The 21,074-nt window shown below is 38.3% G+C and carries 21 protein-coding genes and 1 pseudogene; 11 read left to right on the forward strand and 11 right to left on the reverse strand.

Annotated features, from left to right (window positions below):
* Window positions 1-55: 55 nt before the first annotated feature.
* The 3 genes and pseudogenes from rluB to ACK2M2_RS08870 all read right to left on the reverse strand — a co-directional run.
* A pseudogene (rluB, locus tag ACK2M2_RS08860) lies at window positions 56-913 on the reverse strand (23S rRNA pseudouridine(2605) synthase RluB); the annotation flags it as partial.
* A gap of 41 nt (window positions 914-954) precedes the next feature.
* Window positions 955-1,545 carry an SMC-Scp complex subunit ScpB gene (gene scpB / locus ACK2M2_RS08865; RefSeq protein WP_409511140.1) on the reverse strand — a complete coding sequence of 197 codons (591 nt, stop codon included), beginning with the start codon at window positions 1,543-1,545 and terminating at the stop codon, window positions 955-957.
* Window positions 1,542-2,336, reverse strand: coding sequence for a segregation and condensation protein A (locus ACK2M2_RS08870; protein WP_419347608.1), 795 nt, complete (start codon window positions 2,334-2,336; stop codon window positions 1,542-1,544). The genes scpB and ACK2M2_RS08870 overlap by 4 nt, the downstream gene beginning before the upstream one ends.
* A 295-nt stretch (window positions 2,337-2,631) precedes the next feature.
* Between ACK2M2_RS08870 and ACK2M2_RS08875 the strand changes: the two genes are divergently transcribed.
* Window positions 2,632-3,414 carry a GNAT family N-acetyltransferase gene (locus tag ACK2M2_RS08875; protein WP_419347611.1) on the forward strand — a complete coding sequence of 261 codons (783 nt, stop codon included), beginning with the start codon at window positions 2,632-2,634 and terminating at the stop codon, window positions 3,412-3,414.
* 124 nt (window positions 3,415-3,538) lie between these two features.
* On the opposite strand, the gene ACK2M2_RS08880 is transcribed toward ACK2M2_RS08875, so the two are convergent.
* Both ACK2M2_RS08880 and ACK2M2_RS08885 read right to left on the reverse strand, forming a co-directional pair.
* Window positions 3,539-4,156 (reverse strand): L-threonylcarbamoyladenylate synthase, encoded by a 618-nt coding sequence (locus ACK2M2_RS08880; RefSeq protein WP_419347614.1) that lies wholly within the window; start codon window positions 4,154-4,156, stop codon window positions 3,539-3,541.
* Between the two features lie 600 nt (window positions 4,157-4,756).
* Complete coding sequence (locus ACK2M2_RS08885; RefSeq protein ID WP_409511144.1) at window positions 4,757-5,419, reverse strand: elongation factor P hydroxylase; 663 nt, start codon at window positions 5,417-5,419, stop codon at window positions 4,757-4,759.
* A 97-nt stretch (window positions 5,420-5,516) separates the two neighbouring features.
* On the opposite strand from ACK2M2_RS08885, the gene ACK2M2_RS08890 reads away from it, so the two are divergent.
* The 6 genes from ACK2M2_RS08890 to lysM all read left to right on the forward strand — a co-directional run bounded on the left by ACK2M2_RS08890 (window position 5,517) and on the right by lysM (window position 9,230).
* On the forward strand, window positions 5,517-6,080 hold the full coding sequence (locus tag ACK2M2_RS08890; RefSeq protein WP_409511145.1) for a YceD family protein: 564 nt from the start codon (window positions 5,517-5,519) through the stop codon (window positions 6,078-6,080).
* A 74-nt stretch (window positions 6,081-6,154) separates the two neighbouring features.
* Window positions 6,155-6,340 carry a 50S ribosomal protein L32 gene (rpmF, locus tag ACK2M2_RS08895; RefSeq protein WP_409511146.1) on the forward strand — a complete coding sequence of 62 codons (186 nt, stop codon included), beginning with the start codon at window positions 6,155-6,157 and terminating at the stop codon, window positions 6,338-6,340.
* A 167-nt stretch (window positions 6,341-6,507) separates the two neighbouring features.
* Window positions 6,508-7,494 carry an ACP S-malonyltransferase gene (gene fabD / locus ACK2M2_RS08900; protein ID WP_419347619.1) on the forward strand — a complete coding sequence of 329 codons (987 nt, stop codon included), beginning with the start codon at window positions 6,508-6,510 and terminating at the stop codon, window positions 7,492-7,494.
* A complete protein-coding gene (fabG, locus tag ACK2M2_RS08905; protein ID WP_419347621.1) occupies window positions 7,491-8,225 on the forward strand; it encodes a 3-oxoacyl-ACP reductase FabG in 735 nt (244 codons plus the stop codon). Before fabD ends, fabG begins: the two co-directional genes overlap by 4 nt.
* 84 nt (window positions 8,226-8,309) lie before the next feature.
* Window positions 8,310-8,546, forward strand: a complete 237-nt coding sequence (gene acpP, locus ACK2M2_RS08910) for an acyl carrier protein (RefSeq protein WP_004651013.1) — start codon at window positions 8,310-8,312, stop codon at window positions 8,544-8,546.
* A 210-nt stretch (window positions 8,547-8,756) separates the two neighbouring features.
* On the forward strand, window positions 8,757-9,230 hold the full coding sequence (lysM, locus tag ACK2M2_RS08915) for a peptidoglycan-binding protein LysM (RefSeq protein ID WP_409511149.1): 474 nt from the start codon (window positions 8,757-8,759) through the stop codon (window positions 9,228-9,230).
* A 482-nt stretch (window positions 9,231-9,712) separates the two neighbouring features.
* Here the strand turns inward: lysM and ACK2M2_RS08920 are convergent, their stop codons facing one another.
* The 5 genes from ACK2M2_RS08920 to ACK2M2_RS08940 all read right to left on the reverse strand — a co-directional run bounded on the left by ACK2M2_RS08920 (window position 9,713) and on the right by ACK2M2_RS08940 (window position 15,628).
* Window positions 9,713-10,324 (reverse strand): DUF805 domain-containing protein, encoded by a 612-nt coding sequence (locus tag ACK2M2_RS08920; RefSeq protein ID WP_409511150.1) that lies wholly within the window; start codon window positions 10,322-10,324, stop codon window positions 9,713-9,715.
* Between the two features lie 301 nt (window positions 10,325-10,625).
* A complete protein-coding gene (locus ACK2M2_RS08925) occupies window positions 10,626-11,909 on the reverse strand; it encodes a ribonucleotide-diphosphate reductase subunit beta (RefSeq protein ID WP_419347624.1) in 1,284 nt (427 codons plus the stop codon).
* Between the two features lie 142 nt (window positions 11,910-12,051).
* Window positions 12,052-12,183, reverse strand: coding sequence for a preprotein translocase subunit YajC (locus ACK2M2_RS08930; RefSeq protein WP_409511152.1), 132 nt, complete (start codon window positions 12,181-12,183; stop codon window positions 12,052-12,054).
* A gap of 27 nt (window positions 12,184-12,210) precedes the next feature.
* Window positions 12,211-12,477: a hypothetical protein gene (locus ACK2M2_RS08935; protein ID WP_419347627.1), complete on the reverse strand. Its 267-nt coding sequence runs from the start codon at window positions 12,475-12,477 to the stop codon at window positions 12,211-12,213.
* 322 nt (window positions 12,478-12,799) lie between these two features.
* Window positions 12,800-15,628 carry a ribonucleoside-diphosphate reductase subunit alpha gene (locus ACK2M2_RS08940; RefSeq protein WP_419347630.1) on the reverse strand — a complete coding sequence of 943 codons (2,829 nt, stop codon included), beginning with the start codon at window positions 15,626-15,628 and terminating at the stop codon, window positions 12,800-12,802.
* 598 nt (window positions 15,629-16,226) lie between these two features.
* On the opposite strand from ACK2M2_RS08940, the gene bfmR reads away from it, so the two are divergent.
* Together bfmR and bfmS are read left to right on the forward strand one after the other, a co-directional pair.
* Entirely contained in the window at window positions 16,227-16,943 is a 717-nt protein-coding gene (bfmR, locus tag ACK2M2_RS08945) for a response regulator transcription factor BfmR (protein WP_409511155.1), read from the forward strand.
* Between the two features lie 63 nt (window positions 16,944-17,006).
* Complete coding sequence (gene bfmS, locus ACK2M2_RS08950) at window positions 17,007-18,632, forward strand: sensor histidine kinase BfmS (protein ID WP_419347633.1); 1,626 nt, start codon at window positions 17,007-17,009, stop codon at window positions 18,630-18,632.
* Window positions 18,633-18,704: 72 nt separating this feature from the next.
* Here bfmS and ACK2M2_RS08955 read toward each other — a convergent pair whose 3' ends face one another.
* Window positions 18,705-19,061, reverse strand: coding sequence for a hypothetical protein (locus ACK2M2_RS08955; RefSeq protein ID WP_409511157.1), 357 nt, complete (start codon window positions 19,059-19,061; stop codon window positions 18,705-18,707).
* A gap of 728 nt (window positions 19,062-19,789) precedes the next feature.
* Here ACK2M2_RS08955 and ndhC point away from each other — a divergent pair.
* Window positions 19,790-20,338 (forward strand): NADH-quinone oxidoreductase subunit A, encoded by a 549-nt coding sequence (gene ndhC / locus ACK2M2_RS08960; RefSeq protein ID WP_409511158.1) that lies wholly within the window; start codon window positions 19,790-19,792, stop codon window positions 20,336-20,338.
* 7 nt (window positions 20,339-20,345) lie between these two features.
* Entirely contained in the window at window positions 20,346-21,023 is a 678-nt protein-coding gene (locus tag ACK2M2_RS08965; RefSeq protein ID WP_409511159.1) for a NuoB/complex I 20 kDa subunit family protein, read from the forward strand.
* The last annotated feature ends 51 nt before the right edge of the window (window positions 21,024-21,074 follow it).

The following is a 21,074-nucleotide window of genomic DNA, read 5'->3' on the forward strand; positions in this document are numbered from 1 at the left end:
AACGGTTATTATCACCCATGTTACGATATTCACGTTGTTGCTGTTCAGGTTGGTTTTCACCTTCTGTATCGCGGCGTTGTTGACGTAAATAGCCACCACGACGTGCAGCTAAAGGTTTGTCTTGCATACGTTCAGTACGGCGTTTTGCCATACCATATAAGCCTGTACCCTGACGTGGTTTCAACTCAACAGCTTTTGTTAAGTTGTCGATATCATTCTTGTCCAATTCCATCCAACGACCTGTGCGCAATTCACGTGGTAAAATAACTGTACCGTAACGAGTACGAAGTAAACGGCTAACTTTCAGCCCTTGAGATTCAAAAATACGACGAACCTCACGGTTACGACCTTCTTTTACAACAACTTGATACCAACGGTTGATCCCTTCACCACCAATTTCAGAGAAAGATTCAAACTTTGCAGGACCATCATCCAAAACAACACCATTAATCATGTTGTTTTTCAGTTGCGGCGTTACTTCACCCATGACACGCACAGCATATTCACGTTCAATTTCATTTGATGGGTGCATCAAACGGTTAGCAAGTTCACCATCATTGGTAAACATTAACAAACCTGTAGAGTTGATGTCCAAACGACCGACCATGACCCAACGATCATTGGCAATGGTTGGTAAGTTTTCAAAAACTGTTGGACGTGACTCTGGATCGCTACGTGAGCAGATTTCACCTTCTGGTTTGTAATAAATCAACACACGACGACGAATTTCATCTTCAATTTGGAACTGAACTTTACGACCATCGATGCGAAGCTCATCATTGGGTTCGATTCGTTCACCAACAGAGGCAACTTCACCATTGACGCTCACACGACCTGCGGCAATGACTTCTTCCATATAGCGGCGGGACCCCAGTCCAACGCGCGCAAGCACCTTTTGTAATTTTTCACTCATGACAGCATAACCTTAGAAATAATATTCAACAGTGCACCTATTTATGATTTTGGAGCATTCGCATCCAACGCCATAAAAGCTTCCTTGGCATCCTGTAGGGGAGGCAACTGACCCAATGAAACAAGGCCAAATGCATTTAAAAATTGGGGCGTTGTCACCAACAACGCAGGTCTTCCAGGGAGTTCTCTAAAACCAGATTCTTTAATCCAATTCCAATCAAATAATGTCCGAAGTAGCTGACTATTATTCGTAACTCCCCGTATTTGCTCAATATCAGCACGTGTCACGGGCTGATGGTAAGCGATCACTGCAACGGTTTCCAGCAGTGACGGAGATAATTTTGTTGGGCGTTCAGGCCAGACTTGAGCAATCGTATTGCGATACTTTGCACGGACTTGAAAACGGTAACCTTGTGCAGTTTCAATTAATTCAATTGCACGTCCATGTTGCAGAACGGCAAGTTGCTGCAAGTAATGACGTAATTCAGTTTTATTGAACTGATCTTGAAACGCTTCTTTTAAACGGGCAACAGAAACAGGCGCATCACTTGCAAAAATAATAGCTTCAAGTTGCATTAAAATTTCATGGCGATGTTCATCGGCTTGAAAATTTTGATCTTGTTCTATATTCATGGTGTTGCCCCTTGTATCGTCAATGGCGCATCGACACCTGAAGAAAGAATATGAATTTTATTTTGACGAGTCAGTTCTAAAATCGCCATAAATGTCACGACTAAACCCATCCGACCTTGACTTGGTCGAAGTAAATCGTTGAAACCTAAGATATTGCCAGATTGAGTCATATATTCAATATAGGCAATACGTTCTTCAAGTAATACAGGTTCTTGTTCAATATTATGCGTTACAGGTTCAGGACGGTTAAAAATGCAATACAGCGCATCTTTTAACAAAGCAACATCATAACCTTCTTGAACAACAGGAATATCGCCTAATGACACATTACTATTGAATGTATCTCGTTCTAAAATATGCATTTTACCCAAGCGTTCAGCTGCTTGTTTAATGCGTAAATAGGTTTCTAAACGGTCAATCAGTTCTTTTTTCGGATCTTTTTCTAAAGTGACTGCTTTCGGTTTAGGCAATAACAAACGTGATTTTAAATCTGCCAATAGAGCTGCCATGACCAAATAATCTGCAGTTAGTTCAATATTTAGTGACTTCATTTCATTGATATACGACAAATATTGTGCAGCAATAGGCGCAATATCAAGTTGTAATAAATCAAAGCCATTTTTTTGAATTAAATAAATTAAAAAATCGAGTGGTCCTTCGAAATGTTCAAGCAGAATTTCGAATGCAGCGGGAGGAATATACAGATCATCAGGGATCGAGTCTTGCCATTCATCCAATACACGGATGTGCAACATTTGATGATCGATTACATCATGATTTACTAAAGTCATTACCGTTTTTAGCCACGCGAATTTTCAAAGGCATGAAAAAAGCGATTCGAAGATCACTACAGAATAAAAGAGAAGATAAAGTGAATGTCGAAAAGCATTTCGAGAAAGTTTGCCTATTCTAGAGCAAAAATGCTGATGAATAAATTACCAAATGTATAAAAATGATAAAAAACCCGAAAAAAGTTAAGGTTTTTTCTTTATTCAGTTGGTATTCAAAATTATTTGTTAATAAAGGTGGATAAAATTACAAAAATATGCATTATTGTAAATTTTGTCACAAAATTAAAGAATTAAGATGCTTAATTATCAAAAAATACAAGAAAATGATTTAAGTCAACAGGTTGGTGTTGATGTTCAACTTGAGCAAGCACAACATTTTCAGCCAGAACAACTTAATGGTCGTTGGGGTAAACTGATTCCATTGCAAACATTAGAATCTGATTCAACATTATTTCGTAGTATGTGGCGAACGATTGAACGTGAAAGCAATAAAGGTGTTTGGACTTATTTGCCTTATGATGAATTTGTTTTTCAAGTTCAGCTTGAAGGCGCGTTGAAATCTAATTTTGCATTAAAGCATGCACTGCACTATTTAGTACAGGTTGGGCATCAGGCGATTGGATGGGTGGGATTGATTAATATTCGTGAAAAAGATCAGGTTGCTGAAATTGGTAATCTTTATTTTTCCGATCAACTTAGACAAACGACTGCTGCAACAGAAGTGATCTACTTATTATTGGAAGAATGTTTTTGCAAAGGCTTTCGTAAAATTGAATGGCGTTGTGATGATTTGAATGAAGCATCTATCAATGCTGCTGTACGTTTAGGTTTCCTTTATGAAGGAACACTCCGTCAAGATCGTATTGTGAAAGGCAAAAACCGAAATACGGCTTGTTTTTCAATGTTGGATGAAGAGTGGAAGCGTATTTCATTTGCATTTCAAGATTGGTTAAAACAGGATAATTTTACAGTAAATCGTCAACAAAAAACTCGTCTTGAAGAGTTTATGAAACAATATCCAATTACAGGGCGTTTAGAAAAAGAAATTAAAGAGCGTTTAATGGCAACAGTAAGTTAAATATGTTCTTATTTACACATCATTAATGTGTTTGATTAATCACTGATATAAATCAGCCATTGGCATTTTAAATGACCAATGGCTATTTTTTGAATGATTGTCTCAAATCATTTGAGATATTGAATTATTCAAATGCGCTTACATCACCGACACCGCGACGAATGATTTCGGGATTTAGCCCTGATAAATCGACAATACTTGTGGTGGTTAAAGTTCCGAGTCCGCTATCAATAAACACATCAATGCGTTTTTCAAGTTGTTGCTCAATGTCATAAGGATCATCGAGTGGTGCATCATCCCCAGGTAAGATCAGCGTACTGGTCAGTAAAGGTTCACCAAGTTCTTTAAGTAGCATTTGGCAAACAGTATTACTTGGTACGCGTAGTCCAATGGTTTTTTTCTTCGGATGCATTAAACGCCGAGGCACTTCACTTGTTGCAGGCAATATGTAAGTCGTCACGGCAGGGGTGTTGGCTTTAAGTAGTCGGTACATGGCATTGTCGACTTTGGCATATGTTGCAATATCAGATAAATCTGCACAAATAATGGCGTATTGGTGTTTTGCCCCAAGTCCACGAATTTGTGCAATACGTTCCATGGCATTTTTAATACCAATTTGACAACCAATGGCATAGGCGGCATCAGTTGGATAAACAATCACATCACCAGCACGTATGCGTTCAACAGCTTGGCTAATTAGACGAGGTTGTGGGTTGTCAGGATGTACTCTTAAATGCAGCATATCTTTTCTCCTGATTCAAATTATCTATTTATATAGTAGTGAAAATTAGTACAATTAAACATCATTATTATTGTAATTATAGACCAATTGTCGAAAGAAAGTTGATGATTTCAAGAGAGATATTTTATCTTGACGATTTGACTTTAAATCATATTATTTCAACATAATTGGATTATCTTTCTCAGTTTTCGATTGTAGATGATATGGCGAATATTTTTCGATAAGAGATAAATAGATACAATCAGAAATCCATAACGAAACAATGAATCTTGTAAAGAATGAAATTGAAAGGTCATTTTTGAACCTAAAATAATGAATATAAAAGCAACCCAAACCATAACAAACAGTAGTTTTATGAATATTGAAAAGCGTAGCACATTGGAAATGATACGTTGTCGTTCTTGCTTAGTTTGCGTATTCATTAGCGATGCAAGAAGAGCAGGTGATGTAGATATACTTTTTAAAAGTTCTCGGTCACCTTGTTGAAAGCCAAATTTTATTTTTTCTAGCAATACAGTGATTATTTCTTGGTTTTTGAGCATGGGTTATATTCACTTAGTTAGAAATGCATAGAATCATCTATAATCTATAGAAGTTTGATTAATTGAGTTCGCTACGTAAGAAATCGTGCTTTTGTAATGTTTTGCCACCGCGAAGGCTAGTACAAATACAGTCAATAAAACGTTGAGCATCACGTGGAAGTTTCGTTTTACCGCTAAAATAATCTTGAACTTGAGCGAAAACATTGTCTTTGAATACAGCGCCATCACCACCATCACCTGTTAAATTATCAAGTGATACACGAAATTTACGACCAAAGGCTTTAGAAAATAACCATTCAATGGCTTGTGGCTTAATTTCTACCGATTCAAATAATGCCTGTTGTTCAGCTGTTCGACCATCGGGTGCATACCAATAGCCTAAGTCAGGCAAAAGTCGGCGTTGTTCGCCTGCGATCGTCCAATGGCTAATTTCATGTAATGCACTGTTAAAAAAACCATGTGCAAATTGAATACGAGCAGGTTGTTGTTCTACCGAAGGAAAATATTCGGGTTCATCAATTCCACGAATCAGCACAACATTTAAGTGGGAAAACCAATCATTAAAGTGTAAGATAAGCCAATCAACTTGTTGAGCTTCAGTCTGTAAATCTACCCATTGAAAACGTTGTGCAAGGGCTAGGTTCTCAGCAGATATTGGAGTTGAATTTGTATTGAACTGTAATGAAGGAGTGACTTCAGGTTGCGGCTGCAACTGTTGCATGACTTGTATTACCCAAATGATCTGTCTAAATAAGTACAAAATTGTATCTTAATCTTTGACAGAGTACCGATGAATTTGTAGAATTGCCGCCTAAATTATGTCAGCAAATACCTTTCCGGCACAGATTGAGCCGTTTAAATGGGCCGAACAAGGCTACGCATGGGCAGGAACACTGCCTTTGTCTCGTTTTGTTCGAATTACCCGTGAAGCTGTTGGATCAATTGATAATCAATTGATTACCATAGACTGTAAGCTATCAATGGATGCGTATCATCGTATCATTTGGCTAGATGGTCATGTAGAAACGCAAGTTCCAGTGGAATGCCAACGTTGTTTGGATTCAGTTGAAATTTCGTTATCTTCAGACTTCCATCTTGCACTTGTTGATGATGAGTCACTGATAGAGCGCTTGGATGAGGATGCTGATTTCATCGTCTTAGGTGAAAGTGAAGCTACAACGAAGGGGGATTATTTAACCAATACCTCACCGACTGTAGATTTACTCGCACTTATAGAAGATGAATTATTATTGTTGATGCCTTTGTCTCCTAAGCATGACGTTTGTGAGCATAAGCATCAACCAGTTGTTCAGGACACTGTAGAAGAAAAACAGGATAATCCGTTTGATATTCTTGCAGGTCTAAAAGGTAAACTTAACTGATTTTTATGTTATACTGCCGAGTTAAGACAACCGACTTTGTTCTGATCCATTTTTTCGATTTGTAAGGAGCCATCATGGCCGTTCAGCAAAACCGTAAAAGTCGCTCTCGCCGTGACATGCGCCGTTCACATGACGCTTTAACCGAGAATGCATTAACTGTAGACCAAACTACGGGTGAGACTCATCGTCGTCACCACGTAACTAAAGACGGTTTCTACCGTGGTCGTCAATTGTTCGCTAAAGCAACTGCTGCTGAATAATTGAAACAGCATTAAGCGTAAGCTTGGTGAAAAATTGGGAGCGAAAGCTCCCTTTTTTTGTTTGTAAAATCTGCTTTTTTTGTTGTATTTCGCAATTAAAATAATTTTTATTTACTGTAGAATTGCCGCATCGGAAACGAGCAAAGATTAAATAAGGGACTTTTTATATGTCTGCTAAACGACTCGAGCAAGCGGCTCAAGCGACTAAAACTGCATTTTTGTTCCCAGGACAGGGCTCACAAAAAGTCGGGATGCTTGCAGAGCTTGCTGAACAGTTTACTGTGGTAGGTGAAACTTTTGCGGAAGCTTCTGAAGCATTGGGTTGTGACTTATGGCACATTGCGCAAAGTGGAGAAGGTCTCGATCAGACTGAAAATACACAACCTGTGCTTTTAACAGCAAGTATTGCATTATGGCGTGTATGGTTAGATTTAGGTGGTGTTGCACCAAAATACCTTGCAGGTCATTCACTTGGTGAATACAGTGCATTGGTTGCGGCAAATGCAATGACACTGACAGATGCTGTGAAGTTGGTTCATTTACGTGGCAAGTTGATGCAATCGGCTGTACCACAAGGTCAAGGTGCGATGGCGGCAATTTTGGGTCTGGATGATGCCAAAGTGCTTGAACTCTGCGCGCAAGCAAGTGTTGATGGACAAGGTTCTGTCGATGCTGCAAATTACAATGCACAAGGTCAAGTTGTTGTTGCTGGTGATAAAGCCAAAGTAGAAGCAGTCATGGTGGCAGCGAAAGAGAGTGGTGGTAAAGCTATTGCACTGCCTGTCTCTGTTCCATCGCATTGCTCACTGATGAAGCCAGCAGCAGAAAAGTTTGCAGAAGCGTTGGAACAAACTGCCATTGAGATGCCATCTATTCCTGTATTACAAAATGTCAACGCTGCGATTGCGACTGATGTCGCGCAATTACGTCAAAATTTAACTGCGCAACTTTATCAATCTGTGCAGTGGACGAAGACCATGCAATATTTACAGGATCAAGGAATTCAGTATGTTGCAGAGTGTGGTCCTGGTAATGTATTGAGCAATCTTGCAAAACGATTGCCGAATATTGAAAAAGCTCTTCCTTTGGATACGCAAAGCCGTATGGAAGATGCATTGAATGCCATTCTAGTGGCAGAAGGAAAAATTGCATGACGCAAGAACGTAAAGTTGCACTTGTTACAGGTGCAAGCCGAGGGATTGGCGCAGCCATTGCTCAGCAACTTATTTTAGACGGTTATTTTGTTGTTGGTACGGCAACTTCTGAATCAGGTGCGGAAAAACTTTCTGTATCATTTGCTGATCAGGGGGTGGGTGCTGTACTTGATGTACGTGATGGTGCTGCAATTGATGCCTTAGTATCAGACATAGAACAAAAATATGGTTCAGTAATGGTCTTGGTGAATAATGCCGGCATTACCAAAGACAATTTATTGCTTCGTATGTCTGAAGATGATTGGGATGACATTCTCAATATTCATTTGAAAGCGGTGTTCCGATTGTCTAAACGTGTATTGAAAGGTATGACTAAAGCGCGTTTCGGTCGCATCATCAACATTAGTTCTGTGGTTGCACATTTTGCTAACCCAGGACAAGCAAACTATTCTGCTGCCAAAGCAGGGATTGAGGCATTTAGCCGTAGCCTTGCAAAAGAAATGGGTAGTCGTCAGATTACTGTAAATAGTATTGCACCAGGCTTTATTGCAACAGAAATGACTGAACAACTTAGCGAAGAGATTCGTAAAAAAATGAGTGATCAGGTTGCATTAAGTCGTTTTGGTGAGACACAAGACATTGCCAATGCGGTGAGTTTCTTAGCTTCTGACAAGGCAAGTTACATCACAGGTACAGTGTTACATGTAAATGGTGGTTTATACATGGCTTAATGCGATGTGTAAACTTTGAAAATTTTTAAAATTCAATTAAACTAGTGGCAATTATAAACGCCACAAGCAATGAGGAGAATTCCTGTGAGCGATATCGAACTACGCATTAAACAAGCGGTTGCTGAACAACTTGGTCTTAAAGCTGAAGAAATCAAAAACGAAGCATCTTTCATGGATGACTTAGGTGCTGATTCTTTAGATCTAGTTGAGCTTGTTATGTCTTTCGAAAATGACTTTGACATTACAATTCCAGATGAAGATTCTAACGAAATCACAACTGTTCAATCTGCAATTGACTATGTTTCTAAAAAACTTGGTTAATTGTTAGATTTCAGTCTGTGCTGAATTGAAAGCCACCGTAAGGTGGCTTTTTATTTTAAAATCATAAATTTAATACATACTTGTTTACATATCGTTACGTTTGTTTTACCAATGAGAACAACTTTCAGTATATTTTTTAGATATAAAAATAGAGTCATAATTTTTAAAACACTTCAATAAACACAGCTAAATACACAACGGAGAATAACAATGGGTCTTTTTGATTTTATTAAAGGCATTGGTAAAAAAAATACAGCACCTGCAGAAACTCAAGCTGCACCAGCAACTCCTTTAGAGCCATCAGCGCAAGAAATCGCAAACAAGCTTTTAGGGCACATTAAAGCATTGGGCTTACCTGTAACAGGATTATCTGTTAGCTATAATGGCGCATCAGACTTGGCGACCATTGCGGGTCAAGTACAGACTCAAGCAGATAAAGAAAAAATTATTCTTGCGGTGGGTAATATTGATCATGTGGCACAGGTCGATGATCAGATGACAGTGGTGGCACCAGAGCCTGAAAGTAAGTTTTATACAGTAAAATCAGGTGATAATCTTTCTAAAATTTCGAAAGAGTTTTATGGTGATGCAAACCAATACAATAAGATTTTTGAAGCAAATCGTCCATTGTTGAAAAATGCAGATGATATTTTTCCAGGTCAGGTATTACGTATTCCTGCATAAGTATGGTTGAATATTAGTATTTTTATAACGTATTTATTAAATATATAACGTATTTATTAAATAAAAGAATGTACATGAATTTGTACATTCTTTTTTGTTTTGATTAAAAATAATAAGAATCACTTATTTTAAGTTTTATTTTTTGATGTGCAAGTACTCCATATTTATTCTTTTTTAGAAGTGGTGCTACGTGCTAACCAAATAATGAGGCAGTACCCGCCGATAATGGTAAAAATAACAGGTGCTATCAACCTGATTGATCAATGCTATGTAAATGATGTATGGCTACGACAAGCCTTGGAGTTGTTATTTTTAGTTTGGTACGATTAAAATTAATGCCCAAAAATAATCTCGGTATTATTTAGTGTGGAATAGTCTGAAATACCACCTTTCATGAATCTGTATAAATTTATAGTATTTGAATACTATGAGTATTGAAAAAACAGCGTAATCCATGCAGGTTTTACGCTGTTGAAATGGTTTTATTTCGCAGGTTTTCCCCATTGATTTGTTTCAGGTTTTGTTTCTGTTGCGAACCATACAATAAGTAGAATAGCTCCTATAAGAGGAATAAGGCAAATTAAGTACCACCATCCTGACTTCCCAATATCATGTAGGCGGCGAACTGACACCGCTAAGGATGGGATAAATAGGGCTAATGCTGTTAGCATGTAGAGTACTGAGGGTTTTTTGAAAATAATAGAATCAATCACGCTTGCGATAAGTATTACACCAAATTGTACAAGAATGAAAAACCAATATTCTTTGCGACGAGCGCGTCCCGAAAAATTTGCGTAATTTTTTAAACTTTTAACAAACCAATCAATTGGATTGTATTGTTCTTCATGTTTATTTTGGTCAGATAATTTATTGAGTTGATCTGATATTTGATTGATTGGGCTATTGTGATTGATCGCTATATAAATCTGTGTTGCATTGCCTTGCGCATCAATATTGAAATCAACACGATCTCCACGTGTTGGCGCACGTTGTCCTTGCCATTCTGAACCGCTGAAATTGTAGCGTTGTTGGTCATCGCCACTAATTACACCTGTATTGGTTTGAATTGCATAATCTAGAATAGTACCTTGCATATTTTCCTCATTATTTTCACTGTTATAAATGTTTGAATGTTAAATTTAATTATTTTACATTTGAATGTATGTGGATATTTAATCTGAATATTAGCATGAAAATTAGTCAATAAAATCAACTTAATTGTGCTTTGAAATGCAAAAATTAAAAATTTAGGTTGAGATATAAATGACACTAATTTTTTTATTTATTTTTATTGAGTTTGTTGTGGAAAAAATCAATTGATATTGACCATATTTTTTATTTATACTGAATGATAAAACCGCCATTTTTGGCGGTTTTATTAATAATATCAATAGATTACCAGCTTAAAGCGCCACCAGTCTGATAGTCAGTAACACGCGTTTCAAAGAAGTTCTTCTCTTTACGTAAATCCATCATTTCAGACATCCATTGGAATGGATTATTTACACCAGCAAATTGTTCAGGTAAGCCAAGTTGTGCTAAACGACGGTTTGCAATGAACTTCAGGTATTCCTCCATCATTGCAGCATTCATACCTAATACGCCACGTGGCATAGTGTCACGCGCATATTCAATTTCAAGCATTGTACCTTCAAGAATCATTTGAATAATTTCTTCTTGGAACTCTGCTGTCCATAAACCTGGGTTTTCGATTTTGATTTGGTTAATCATATCGATACCGAAGTTTAAGTGCATAGATTCATCACGTAAAATGTATTGGAATTGCTCAGCAACACCATTCATTTTATTGCGACGACCCATAGATAAAATCTGACTGAAGCCACAGTAGAAGAAGATCCCTTCAAGAACACAGTAGAATGCAATCAGGTTACGAAGCAAAATTTGATCGTTTTCAGGTGTACCCGTTTGGAATGTTGGATCACATAAAGATTGAGTATATTTCAGGCCCCATGCTGCTTTGCGTGCAACACTTGGTACTTCACGGTACATGTTGAAGACTTCGCCTTCATCCATACCTAATGATTCGATACAGTATTGATAAGCATGTGTGTGAATCGCTTCTTCAAATGCTTGACGTAAAATGTATTGACGGCATTCAGGGTTGGTAATGTGGCGGTAAATTGCCAATACCAAGTTGTTTGCAACCAATGAATCTGCAGTAGAGAAGAAACCAAGTGAACGCATAACAATGGTGCGCTCATCTTCAGTTAAGCCATTTTCGGATTTCCATAATGCAATATCTTGCGTCATGTTCACTTCTTGTGGCATCCAGTGGTTTGCACACCCATCTAGATACTTTTGCCAAGCCCATTCGTATTTGAATGGTACAAGTTGGTTCAAGTCAGCACGACAGTTGATCATTGCTTTGTCATCAACTTGAACGCGTTGAGCACCCATTTCAAGCTCTTCTAAGCCTGGTGCAACATCTAAATTTTCTAAGGCGTTAGATGCTCTTGCCAATGGATCGGCTGGATCTGTTGGTCGATTGTTATTGGCTCTAGCGGGTTGTGATGCTGCCACACTCGGCGCTGAGTGCTGTGCATCAGATACCACTTGTGAATTAGTCGTTTTCTGCGGTTCGATGGGCGCAGGCTGGTCAGCTTGTGCAGCTTGTTTCGGTTCATCATCTTCGAAATCGTCCCAACTTAGGATAGACATATCAATTCTCTCTTCGTTGCTTTATATCTTTTGTTTAGACATCTCAAGCAAGAGATGTCTTACTATACGCTCATTATGTGTAAGCAAAATTAAGTTTTACCGATGACTGTCTTAATCTTGTTCGATAGATTGGGTATCGATACTACTTATTTTGCTTACGCTGGTGTTGTTTACGAATGGCAAAAAATGCATACGCGACAGGAACATAAAAAATCAAAAAGGCTAAGATTAGTACAAAAATGCCTAACTCGTAGTTATGACTTAAATGGAACATTTCTTAGCCTCATCTTAATAAACATATTTAAATATGTTTATTTATCCAATCCCACGTTTCTTGTTTCAACCATCCTGAATGGTTTTTTAACACTTGCATTACGAGGATTAGATCGTTGTTATCAGTATGCTTCTGAAGTCTTTCTCTTATTTGCTCGGCAGATAAAACAGTACTAACGAACCAATAAGAATCCATGACATGGCACCATTCAGCAAAACTTTTTATTTCGCTTATAACAGCATCATATTTTTGACCAGACTTCACTAAGTCATAACTTACGGAATAAACTGCCATTTTAATCTCCTTCGATATCGTTAGAGCAGTTGTTACTCAAAAGTCCTTGACGATATTGCGAGATCAGGCGATTATTCACCTGCTTTTTGCGAAGCAATATGTCGAAGAACTCGGTTCTTAGACTAGAAAGGGGATCTGTGAGAGGGTTCCCTTTTTTTTATGTCTAATTTTTGAAAGCTTCGTGGTGAGAGTCACTTAGCTAAAGTTGCGATAATATAAAAACTACAACAATATTTTCAAAATTTAGAATCCCCCTAAATCCCCCTTTGTTAAGGGGGACTTTTCTCCCTCCTTTGGAAAAGGAGAGTCGGGTGGATTTAAATTACTGGCAAGCCTCACAATCAGGATTGTCAATTGAACACGCCATTGGCACTGGCGCTGCATTTGCAAAACCATCTTCTTCAATAGCTTCAGATTTTTTCGTTTCAACAACAGGTGCTGCGACAACAGGACTCGCAACAGTTGTTGCTTTTACTGCGTTCAATGCACCAGTATTGATTGTTGATTTTTCAGCAGAAGTCGCACCCAAAGCACGGAGGTAATAAGTGGTTTTAAGACCACGCAACCATGCCATTTTGTACGTCATATCAAGTTTCTTACCATTTGCACCAGCGATGTAAAGGTTAAGAGACTGTGCTTGATCGATCCATTTTTGACGGCGTGATGCAGCATCAACAATCCAACGAGGCTCAACTTCGAATGCTGTTGCAAAAATTGCTTTTAATTCTTCAGGAATACGGGCAATTTTTTGTACAGAACCTTCAAAATGTTTCAGGTCATTGACCATCACAGAGTCCCAAAGACCACGATCTTTTAACGCACGTACTAGGTACGGGTTGATCACTGTAAATTCACCAGAAAGGTTAGATTTTACATAGAGGTTTTGGAATGTTGGCTCAATTGACTGAGAAACACCACAAATGTTTGAAATGGTTGCAGTTGGCGCAATTGCCATCACGTTTGAGTTACGCATACCGTCTTTTTGAACTTTGGCACGTAAAGTGTCCCAGTCTAAACGTTGAGTACGGTCAACTTCAAACATACGTTCTGGGCGTGATTTTGCAACGATGTCTAAAGAGTCAATTGGTAAGATGCCTTGATCCCACAATGAACCTTTAAATGTTTCGTATGTACCACGTTCAACGGCTAAATCACTTGAAGTTGAAATTGCGTAGTAGCTGATGACTTCCATAGATTCATCAGCAAACTCTACCGCTGCATCTGAACCATAAGCAAGATTCATTTCATATAAAGCATCTTGGAAGCCCATGATACCCATACCTACAGGACGATGTTTCAAGTTTGATGTACGTGCTTGAGGAACAGCGTAGTAGTTGATGTCAATTACGTTGTCGAGCATACGAACTGCTGTTTTAACAGTACGCGCCAATTTCTCACGGTCTAAAACACCACCTTGAACGTGTTGTACAAGGTTAATCGAACCTAAGTTACATACTGCAATTTCATCTTTATTTGTATTTAAAGTGATTTCAGTACAAAGGTTAGATGAGTGAACAACACCCACGTGTTGTTGTGGTGAACGTAAGTTACATACGTCTTTGAATGTGATCCAAGGATGACCTGTTTCAAATAACATAGATAACATTTTGCGCCATAAGTCTTTCGCACGAATGACTTTGTGTAGCATATTATTTTCTTTTGCGATGCCTTCGTAGTGCGCATAGCGTTCAGCAAACTCAAGACCTGTTAAATCATGTAGATCAGGTGTTTCAGAAGGTGTGAACAGTGTCCATTCACCATCTTCAAATACACGTTGCATAAATAGGTCAGGAACCCAGTTTGCTGTGTTCATGTCATGTGTACGGCGACGGTCATCACCTGTATTTTTACGAAGCTCTAGGAATTCTTCAATATCCAAGTGCCAAGTTTCAAGGTATGCACACACTGCACCTTTACGTTTACCACCTTGGTTTACTGCAACAGCAGTATCGTTGGCAACTTTAAGGAAAGGAACCACACCTTGTGATTTACCGTTAGTTCCTTTGATGTATGAGTTCAAAGCACGAACGGGTGTCCAGTCATTACCCAAACCGCCTGCCCATTTAGACAACATTGCGTTATCACGCATTGCGCCATAAATATCAAACAAGTCATCATCAATGGTGGTCAAATAACAGCTTGATAACTGAGGGCGAAGCGTACCTGAGTTAAACAATGTTGGTGTAGATGCCATGTAGTCGAAGCTAGACAATAAGTCATAGAATTCGATTGCACGATCTTCACGGTTTTCTTCATTGAGTGTAAGACCCATTGATACACGCATATAGAACAATTGCGGTAATTCAAAACGTACGCCATCTGAATGGATGAAGTAACGGTCAAACAATGTTTGTAGACCTAAATAGGTAAATTGATTTGAGCGTTCAGGTTTGATCGCAGCAGCCAATTTAGCAAGGTCAAAGTTCAATAATTCTGGAGAAAGAAGATCAAGCTCAATACCTTTCTTTAAGAAAGTTTCAAGTGCATCGCCTTCAACTGTATCCGCAGCTAATTCTAAGAATGCTAAACCTGTGCTTACAAGCTCATCACGAAGTAAACGAGCAGTCACATAAGTATAGTTTGGTTCTTGTTCAATGCGTGTGCGAGTCGCCATCATCATCGTGGTCGCAATATCAGATGCTTTTACACCGTTATATAAGTTTTTAACGGTTTCATCGATTACAGCTTGAACGTTGATGCCTTCCAAGCCTTCACTTGCTTTTTCAATCGTTGCTTGTAACTTGCTTAAATCGAGTGGCTGAAGCTGACCTTTCGCATCGGTAATTTGGAGCGTTGGGTGATGATGTGCATTGGTTTGCTGACGAGCAGTTGTGCGTTGTTCACGGTAAATAACATAAGAGCGAGCTACTTTTTGCTCACCTGTACGCATTAGTGCAAGTTCAACCTGATCTTGAATCTCTTCAATATGGATCGTGCCACCAGAAGGTAAGCGACGGCTGAATGTATTCATCACCATTTCTGTTAATTGTGTAATACGGTCGTGAATACGGCTTGAGTCAGCACTTTGCTGACCTTCAACTGCAAGGAAGGCTTTGCCAATCGCAACAGATATTTTATCTGCATCAAAAGGTGCAACATCACCTGTACGTTTGATCACTTGAAGTTGACCGGGTGTGGTAATTACGCTCATTGTCAGCATAGCTCCATTGACATCATTGTTATGTTTATAAGCCGTTTGAATCGCACTGGAGCTAAAAAATAGTCAGGTCACGATATTTGAGGTTAAACACAAGACTTAGTGGTTTAATTTAGGTTTAGACACAAGATACGGTAATTTTTAGGTGAGATCAATATTGACATTTTGAGAAAGTTTTTTCCCTGATCAATCAGTTTTTCTACCTAGACTTGTCTATTTACAATTAGATTTGTTATATGCCTTATCAGACAAGGGCATAGCATAACAAAGACAAAACAAAGTGCTTATAGATAACTATGTGGATAAGTAAAAAAGGTGTTAACTGATCAGCTATATTATGAACAATGAAATATTTTGTTTAAAAATTAATCGTAAATATGTGTCTTGTGCCAAGCTTTCTAGTTACATACAAATACATGTTAAAAGCGAATTGAATTCAATTGATAAAAAAAGATAACAAATTGATATTTACATGTATCAGTTTGGTGAATGGGGTCTTGTTTACAATGTAAACGTGTGTATATTGCCAATTATAGTGTGTTGAATCTGCGACATTTACAGTAGATATGGAAACAAATTACAGGGGTCTTGTATGAGCCAGGAAGAAAAATTACCAAAAATTCTAATTGTTGAAGATGATGAGCGTCTTGCACGCCTTACTCAAGAATATTTGATTCGTAATGGGTTGGAAGTCGGGGTAGAGCCTGATGGTAATCGTGCGATTCGTAGAATTATTGCTGAGCAGCCAGACATGGTTGTACTTGATGTCATGTTGCCGGGTGCGGATGGCTTAACCGTTTGTCGTGAAGTTCGTCCACATTATCATCAACCGATTTTGATGTTAACTGCACGTACAGAAGATATGGATCAAGTTCTTGGCCTAGAGATGGGTGCAGATGACTACGTTGCAAAACCTGTACAGCCTCGTGTTTTGTTAGCGCGTATACGTGCTTTGTTACGCCGTACAGATAAAACACCAGACGATGAAGTAGCACAACGTATCGAATTTGATGATCTTGTGATTGATAATGGTGGTCGCTCAGTCACTCTTAATGGTGAGTTGGTTGACTTTACCAGTGCTGAATATGACTTATTATGGTTGTTAGCATCGAATGCTGGTCGTATTTTATCGCGCGAAGATATTTTTGAACGTCTACGTGGCATTGAATATGATGGTCAAGATCGCTCGATTGATGTGCGTATTTCACGTATTCGTCCAAAAATTGGTGATGACCCTGAAAATCCAAAACGTATTAAAACTGTGCGTAGTAAAGGTTACTTGTTTGTAAAAGAAACCAATGGTCTATAAATGAGTATTGGGGCTATAAATTGCCCCAATTTCCAATAGGCGAATTGTCGGTGGGTGAAGGGCGTGTCTAGACACAGTATATTTTTGCGAATTTACGCAGGATTGGTCATTTTAGTATTTCTTGTGGCGATTTTTGGTTATCTGCTGGTTCAGGTTATTAATTATCAACGTGCACAAGAATACCGAGAGTCGCTCACTGACGGTATTTCGTTTGTAATTAGCGAGGGTGTGGCAAGACAGCAAACCCAACAGCAAAAAATGGATTGGATCTCGGATGCTTCAGATTTGCTGGAGCTTCCTATTTACTATCTTGATGCTTCAAAAGTTGAATTATCTCGTACTGAAGAAAAGCGAATAGCAGAGCGTAAAGCGGTTGTTCGCTATGATGCTGAGAAAAAAACGGCTTACCTTGTGATCGGGATGAAAAATGATCCGAAACACTATTTATATATAAAGATTGAATCAATTGGTGAAAAGCAGATGAAAGCTTTGCCAATTTTTATTCTCGATTATTTAGTGTACTACCCGGGTCAAGAGCAAGAATATCTTAAAAAAATTCAACAACATTTTTATTATCCTGTTGATATTAAAAAAACGGCGGAATTGAATTTAGATTCTGAACAGATTGGACGTTTACGTGCAGATCAAGGTGTGATTGTGTATCGAGATAGTGCTAGCGAAAATGGCACAAATATCTCGGTATTATATCCAATGCCGAATGCACTTGGTTCAGTTTTGGTTATGGGTCCAATTCCAATGTTTAATTGGATGCCATTTAAACTTGCTGCAGGCATCACCTTATTTAGCCTATTTCTCATTAGTTTAGGGGTTTACGGTTTAATTGTCCCTATACAGCGAAAATTGCGTCAGGTTAATCAAGCTTTAGATGTGATTCGAACAGGCGATATGAGTATGCGTGTGCCTGTTGAAGGTCGCGATGAAATGGCAAGCTTGGCAAGTAGTTATAATGGTATGTCGGATCATATTGAGCGTTTGATTGAGTCGCAACGAGAGTTAATGCGGGCGGTATCTCATGAGCTACGAACCCCTGTTGCACGCATTCGTTTTGCGCTTGAAATGCTTGCAGATGAAGATGAATATGAATATAGAATTCAGCAAGTCGAAATGATTGATAAAGATATTGAAGCTCTCAATACTTTGATTGATGAAATTATGACGTATGCCAAGTTGGAACAGGGGACACCATCCCTCGATTTTGAAAATATTATTTTGGTTGACGTACTTGAGCAGGTTGCAGTTGAAACAGAAGCTTTAAAAACGCATAAAATTATTCATTTAAACCCCTTGTCAGACACAGTGCGAGTAGATGCTGAACGCCGTTATTTGCATCGTGTTGTACAAAACTTGGTAGGTAATGCCATTCGGTATTGTGATAAACAAGTGACTTTGTCAGGTGGTATCGATGAAGAAACGAAGATGGCTTATGTTTGTGTTGAAGATGATGGCCCTGGAATTCCAGAAGAAGACCGTAAGCGAGTTTTTGAAGCATTTGCACGTTTAGATGATAGTCGGACACGTGCATCGGGCGGGTATGGTTTAGGCTTATCTATTGTGAGTCGGATTGCATATTGGTTTGGTGGTACGATTCAAGTAGATGCAAGTCCAACATTAGGTGGTGCGCGTTTCACTATGTCATGGCCTGTGACCCGATTTAAAAAGAAAATATGAATCATAAAAAAAGCACCCTTAAAGGTGCTTTTTTTATGATTCATATTTTCTTTAAAACAAACTTTATTTTTATTATCGATGAACTGTGGCATCTGGTGGAACGATCAGTTTTCCTGATCGAAGTGCTTCTAATGCATCACTATTAAAATCAATCAGCAAGTTGTTTTCTTGCGCATTGATATGATAGTGGCTAATAATTTTCTGATCCCCATTAAGTGTATCTACTGTGTACTCATCTGCAATATTTAAAATACCTTCTAAATTGGTCGTGGTTGATGCGAGATCATGGCGAAAGAGCTCATAAATATCACGCAAGTCAAAAATGGCATTATTTGCATCAGGATGTTTTTTAATATACCCCTCAATATGACGAATCAGCAATTGAGCAAATAAAAAATAGTCAGGTTTGTGGCTGAAATTTACGTCCATATTGTTTGTCCTCTTTATTATTGGTTTTTAGCATATACCTTAAATGTAGTTTGAAATGTATAAGATTAATTAATCATGTTGCTTATTTGAAAAATAAATTGTTGATTGATGTACATTTTGTCTATTCATACAGCATAAATATACGCACCTAGGGTTTTATGTTGGGTATATTTGCTTGATTGGTATTTTTTTAATAAATATCAAATTGAGGTAATATTTTTAAATAAAATAATGGAAACTAATTAATAATTTCTATTATTTCCTTATCTTGATAAAAATCATAAATTATTTTTTTGGTTTTATAGGTTGGTCAGAAGTAGGTGAGAGAGTGTAACAAGATATATTTAAAATACAATTTTATGATGAAATGATTGAATTTATATAAAAATAAACATTTTTTGAAATAATTTGACATATTCTAGATTTAATTTGGCTTGTTAAGTGTCTGATTTGTTATTTGTATTGTAAATTTGAGATACATTTTCGGAAATAATAATGACTTTTTCGATTTGAATCTAATTAAGCGATAGATTAGGTCTTTAAAGTGATAAATGCAGAGGAATTATGAAATTAGCATAAAAAATCATCCGAAAGACTTAGACCTATAAGCTAGCAACAGACCTGCTCAATCGGGTACAATTAGCCAGATTTATTTTGTGTTTGGTGTATTTACAAGGCCAATACATGCATTCTTTGTTAATAATAGGCCTGCCAGGAGTTATCCCCGCATGAGTGCCATTACTCCATACGATTGGGCAATCATTGCCTTCGTGATCGGCGTGACATTTTTATGTGTCTTTATGCTCACCGTTCCTTTACTCCTTGGGGGTAAATCATGGGGACGTGCGAAGCAAGAGCAATTTGAATCAGGTGTGGTTGGTGCTGGTGGTGCACGTATCCGCCTGTCTGCGAAGTTTTATCTTGTTGCAATTTTCTTTGTCGTCTTCGACTTAGAAGCTCTCTATCTTTATGCATGGGCTGCATCTGTGCGTGAAGTAGGTTGGGTTGGTTTTGTAACAGCCGCTGTATTTATTTTAGTTTTACTTGTTGGTCTGATTTACGAAATGTCGACTGGTGCGCTTAATTGGGCACCTTCAGATAAGCGTAAAGCAGCAGGAATTAAAGTTAAAATTGGTTCTCCTAATATGGACCTCGCAGAAATTACACGCTTTAACTCTATTGAAGAACTGGTAATGGATCCGACAGGAACAATTCCAGCTCAATCTTCTGGTCGTGTGAAAGATAAAACACCGACTCAGTCATCTGTAAAGGAGTAACCCGGGAATGAAATATACATTGACCCGTGCGAATCCAGAAGCTGACCAGTATCCACTTCAAGAGCGTCAGATTGTCACCGATCCGCTTGAAGATGAAGTGAATAAAAATGTGTTTATGACGCGTCTAGAAGACGTTGCACATACAGCTGTGAACTGGGGCCGTAAAAATTCATTATGGCCTTTTAACTTTGGTACTTCATGCTGCTACGTAGAATATGCAACAACCTTAACAGGTGTGCATGACTTGTCGCGTTTTGGTGCCGAGGTTATTCGTGCTTCACCACGTCAAGCTGACTTGATGATTGTTGCAGGAACTTGTTTTGTGAAAATGGCGCCAGTTATTCAGCGTCTATATGAACAAATGCTTGAACCTAAATGGGTCATCTCAATGGGTGCATGTGCAAACTCAGGTGGTATGTATGACATTTACTCTGTCGTTCAGGGTGTCGACAAAATCATTCCTGTAGATGTGTATGTTCCAGGTTGTCCGCCACGTCCAGAAGCTTTGATCCAAGCACTTTTATTGCTTCAGGATCAGATTCAATTGGAACGCCGTCCGCTTTCTGCCGTAATTGGTGATGATCTTAAGCCTGTATATAAGCCAAAGATGATGCCAGAACGTGATCGTAAGAATGCTGAACGTATTGCGGTGAAAAACTTACGTTCAATGGACGAAATTGAGTAATTTTTTCTGATGAATGTTTGACATATCTAAGACGGATATGATCATCGGAAA

The organism is Acinetobacter sp. TY1, assembly GCF_048551395.1.
In the GTDB taxonomy this organism is placed as follows: Bacteria; Pseudomonadota; Gammaproteobacteria; order Pseudomonadales; family Moraxellaceae; genus Acinetobacter.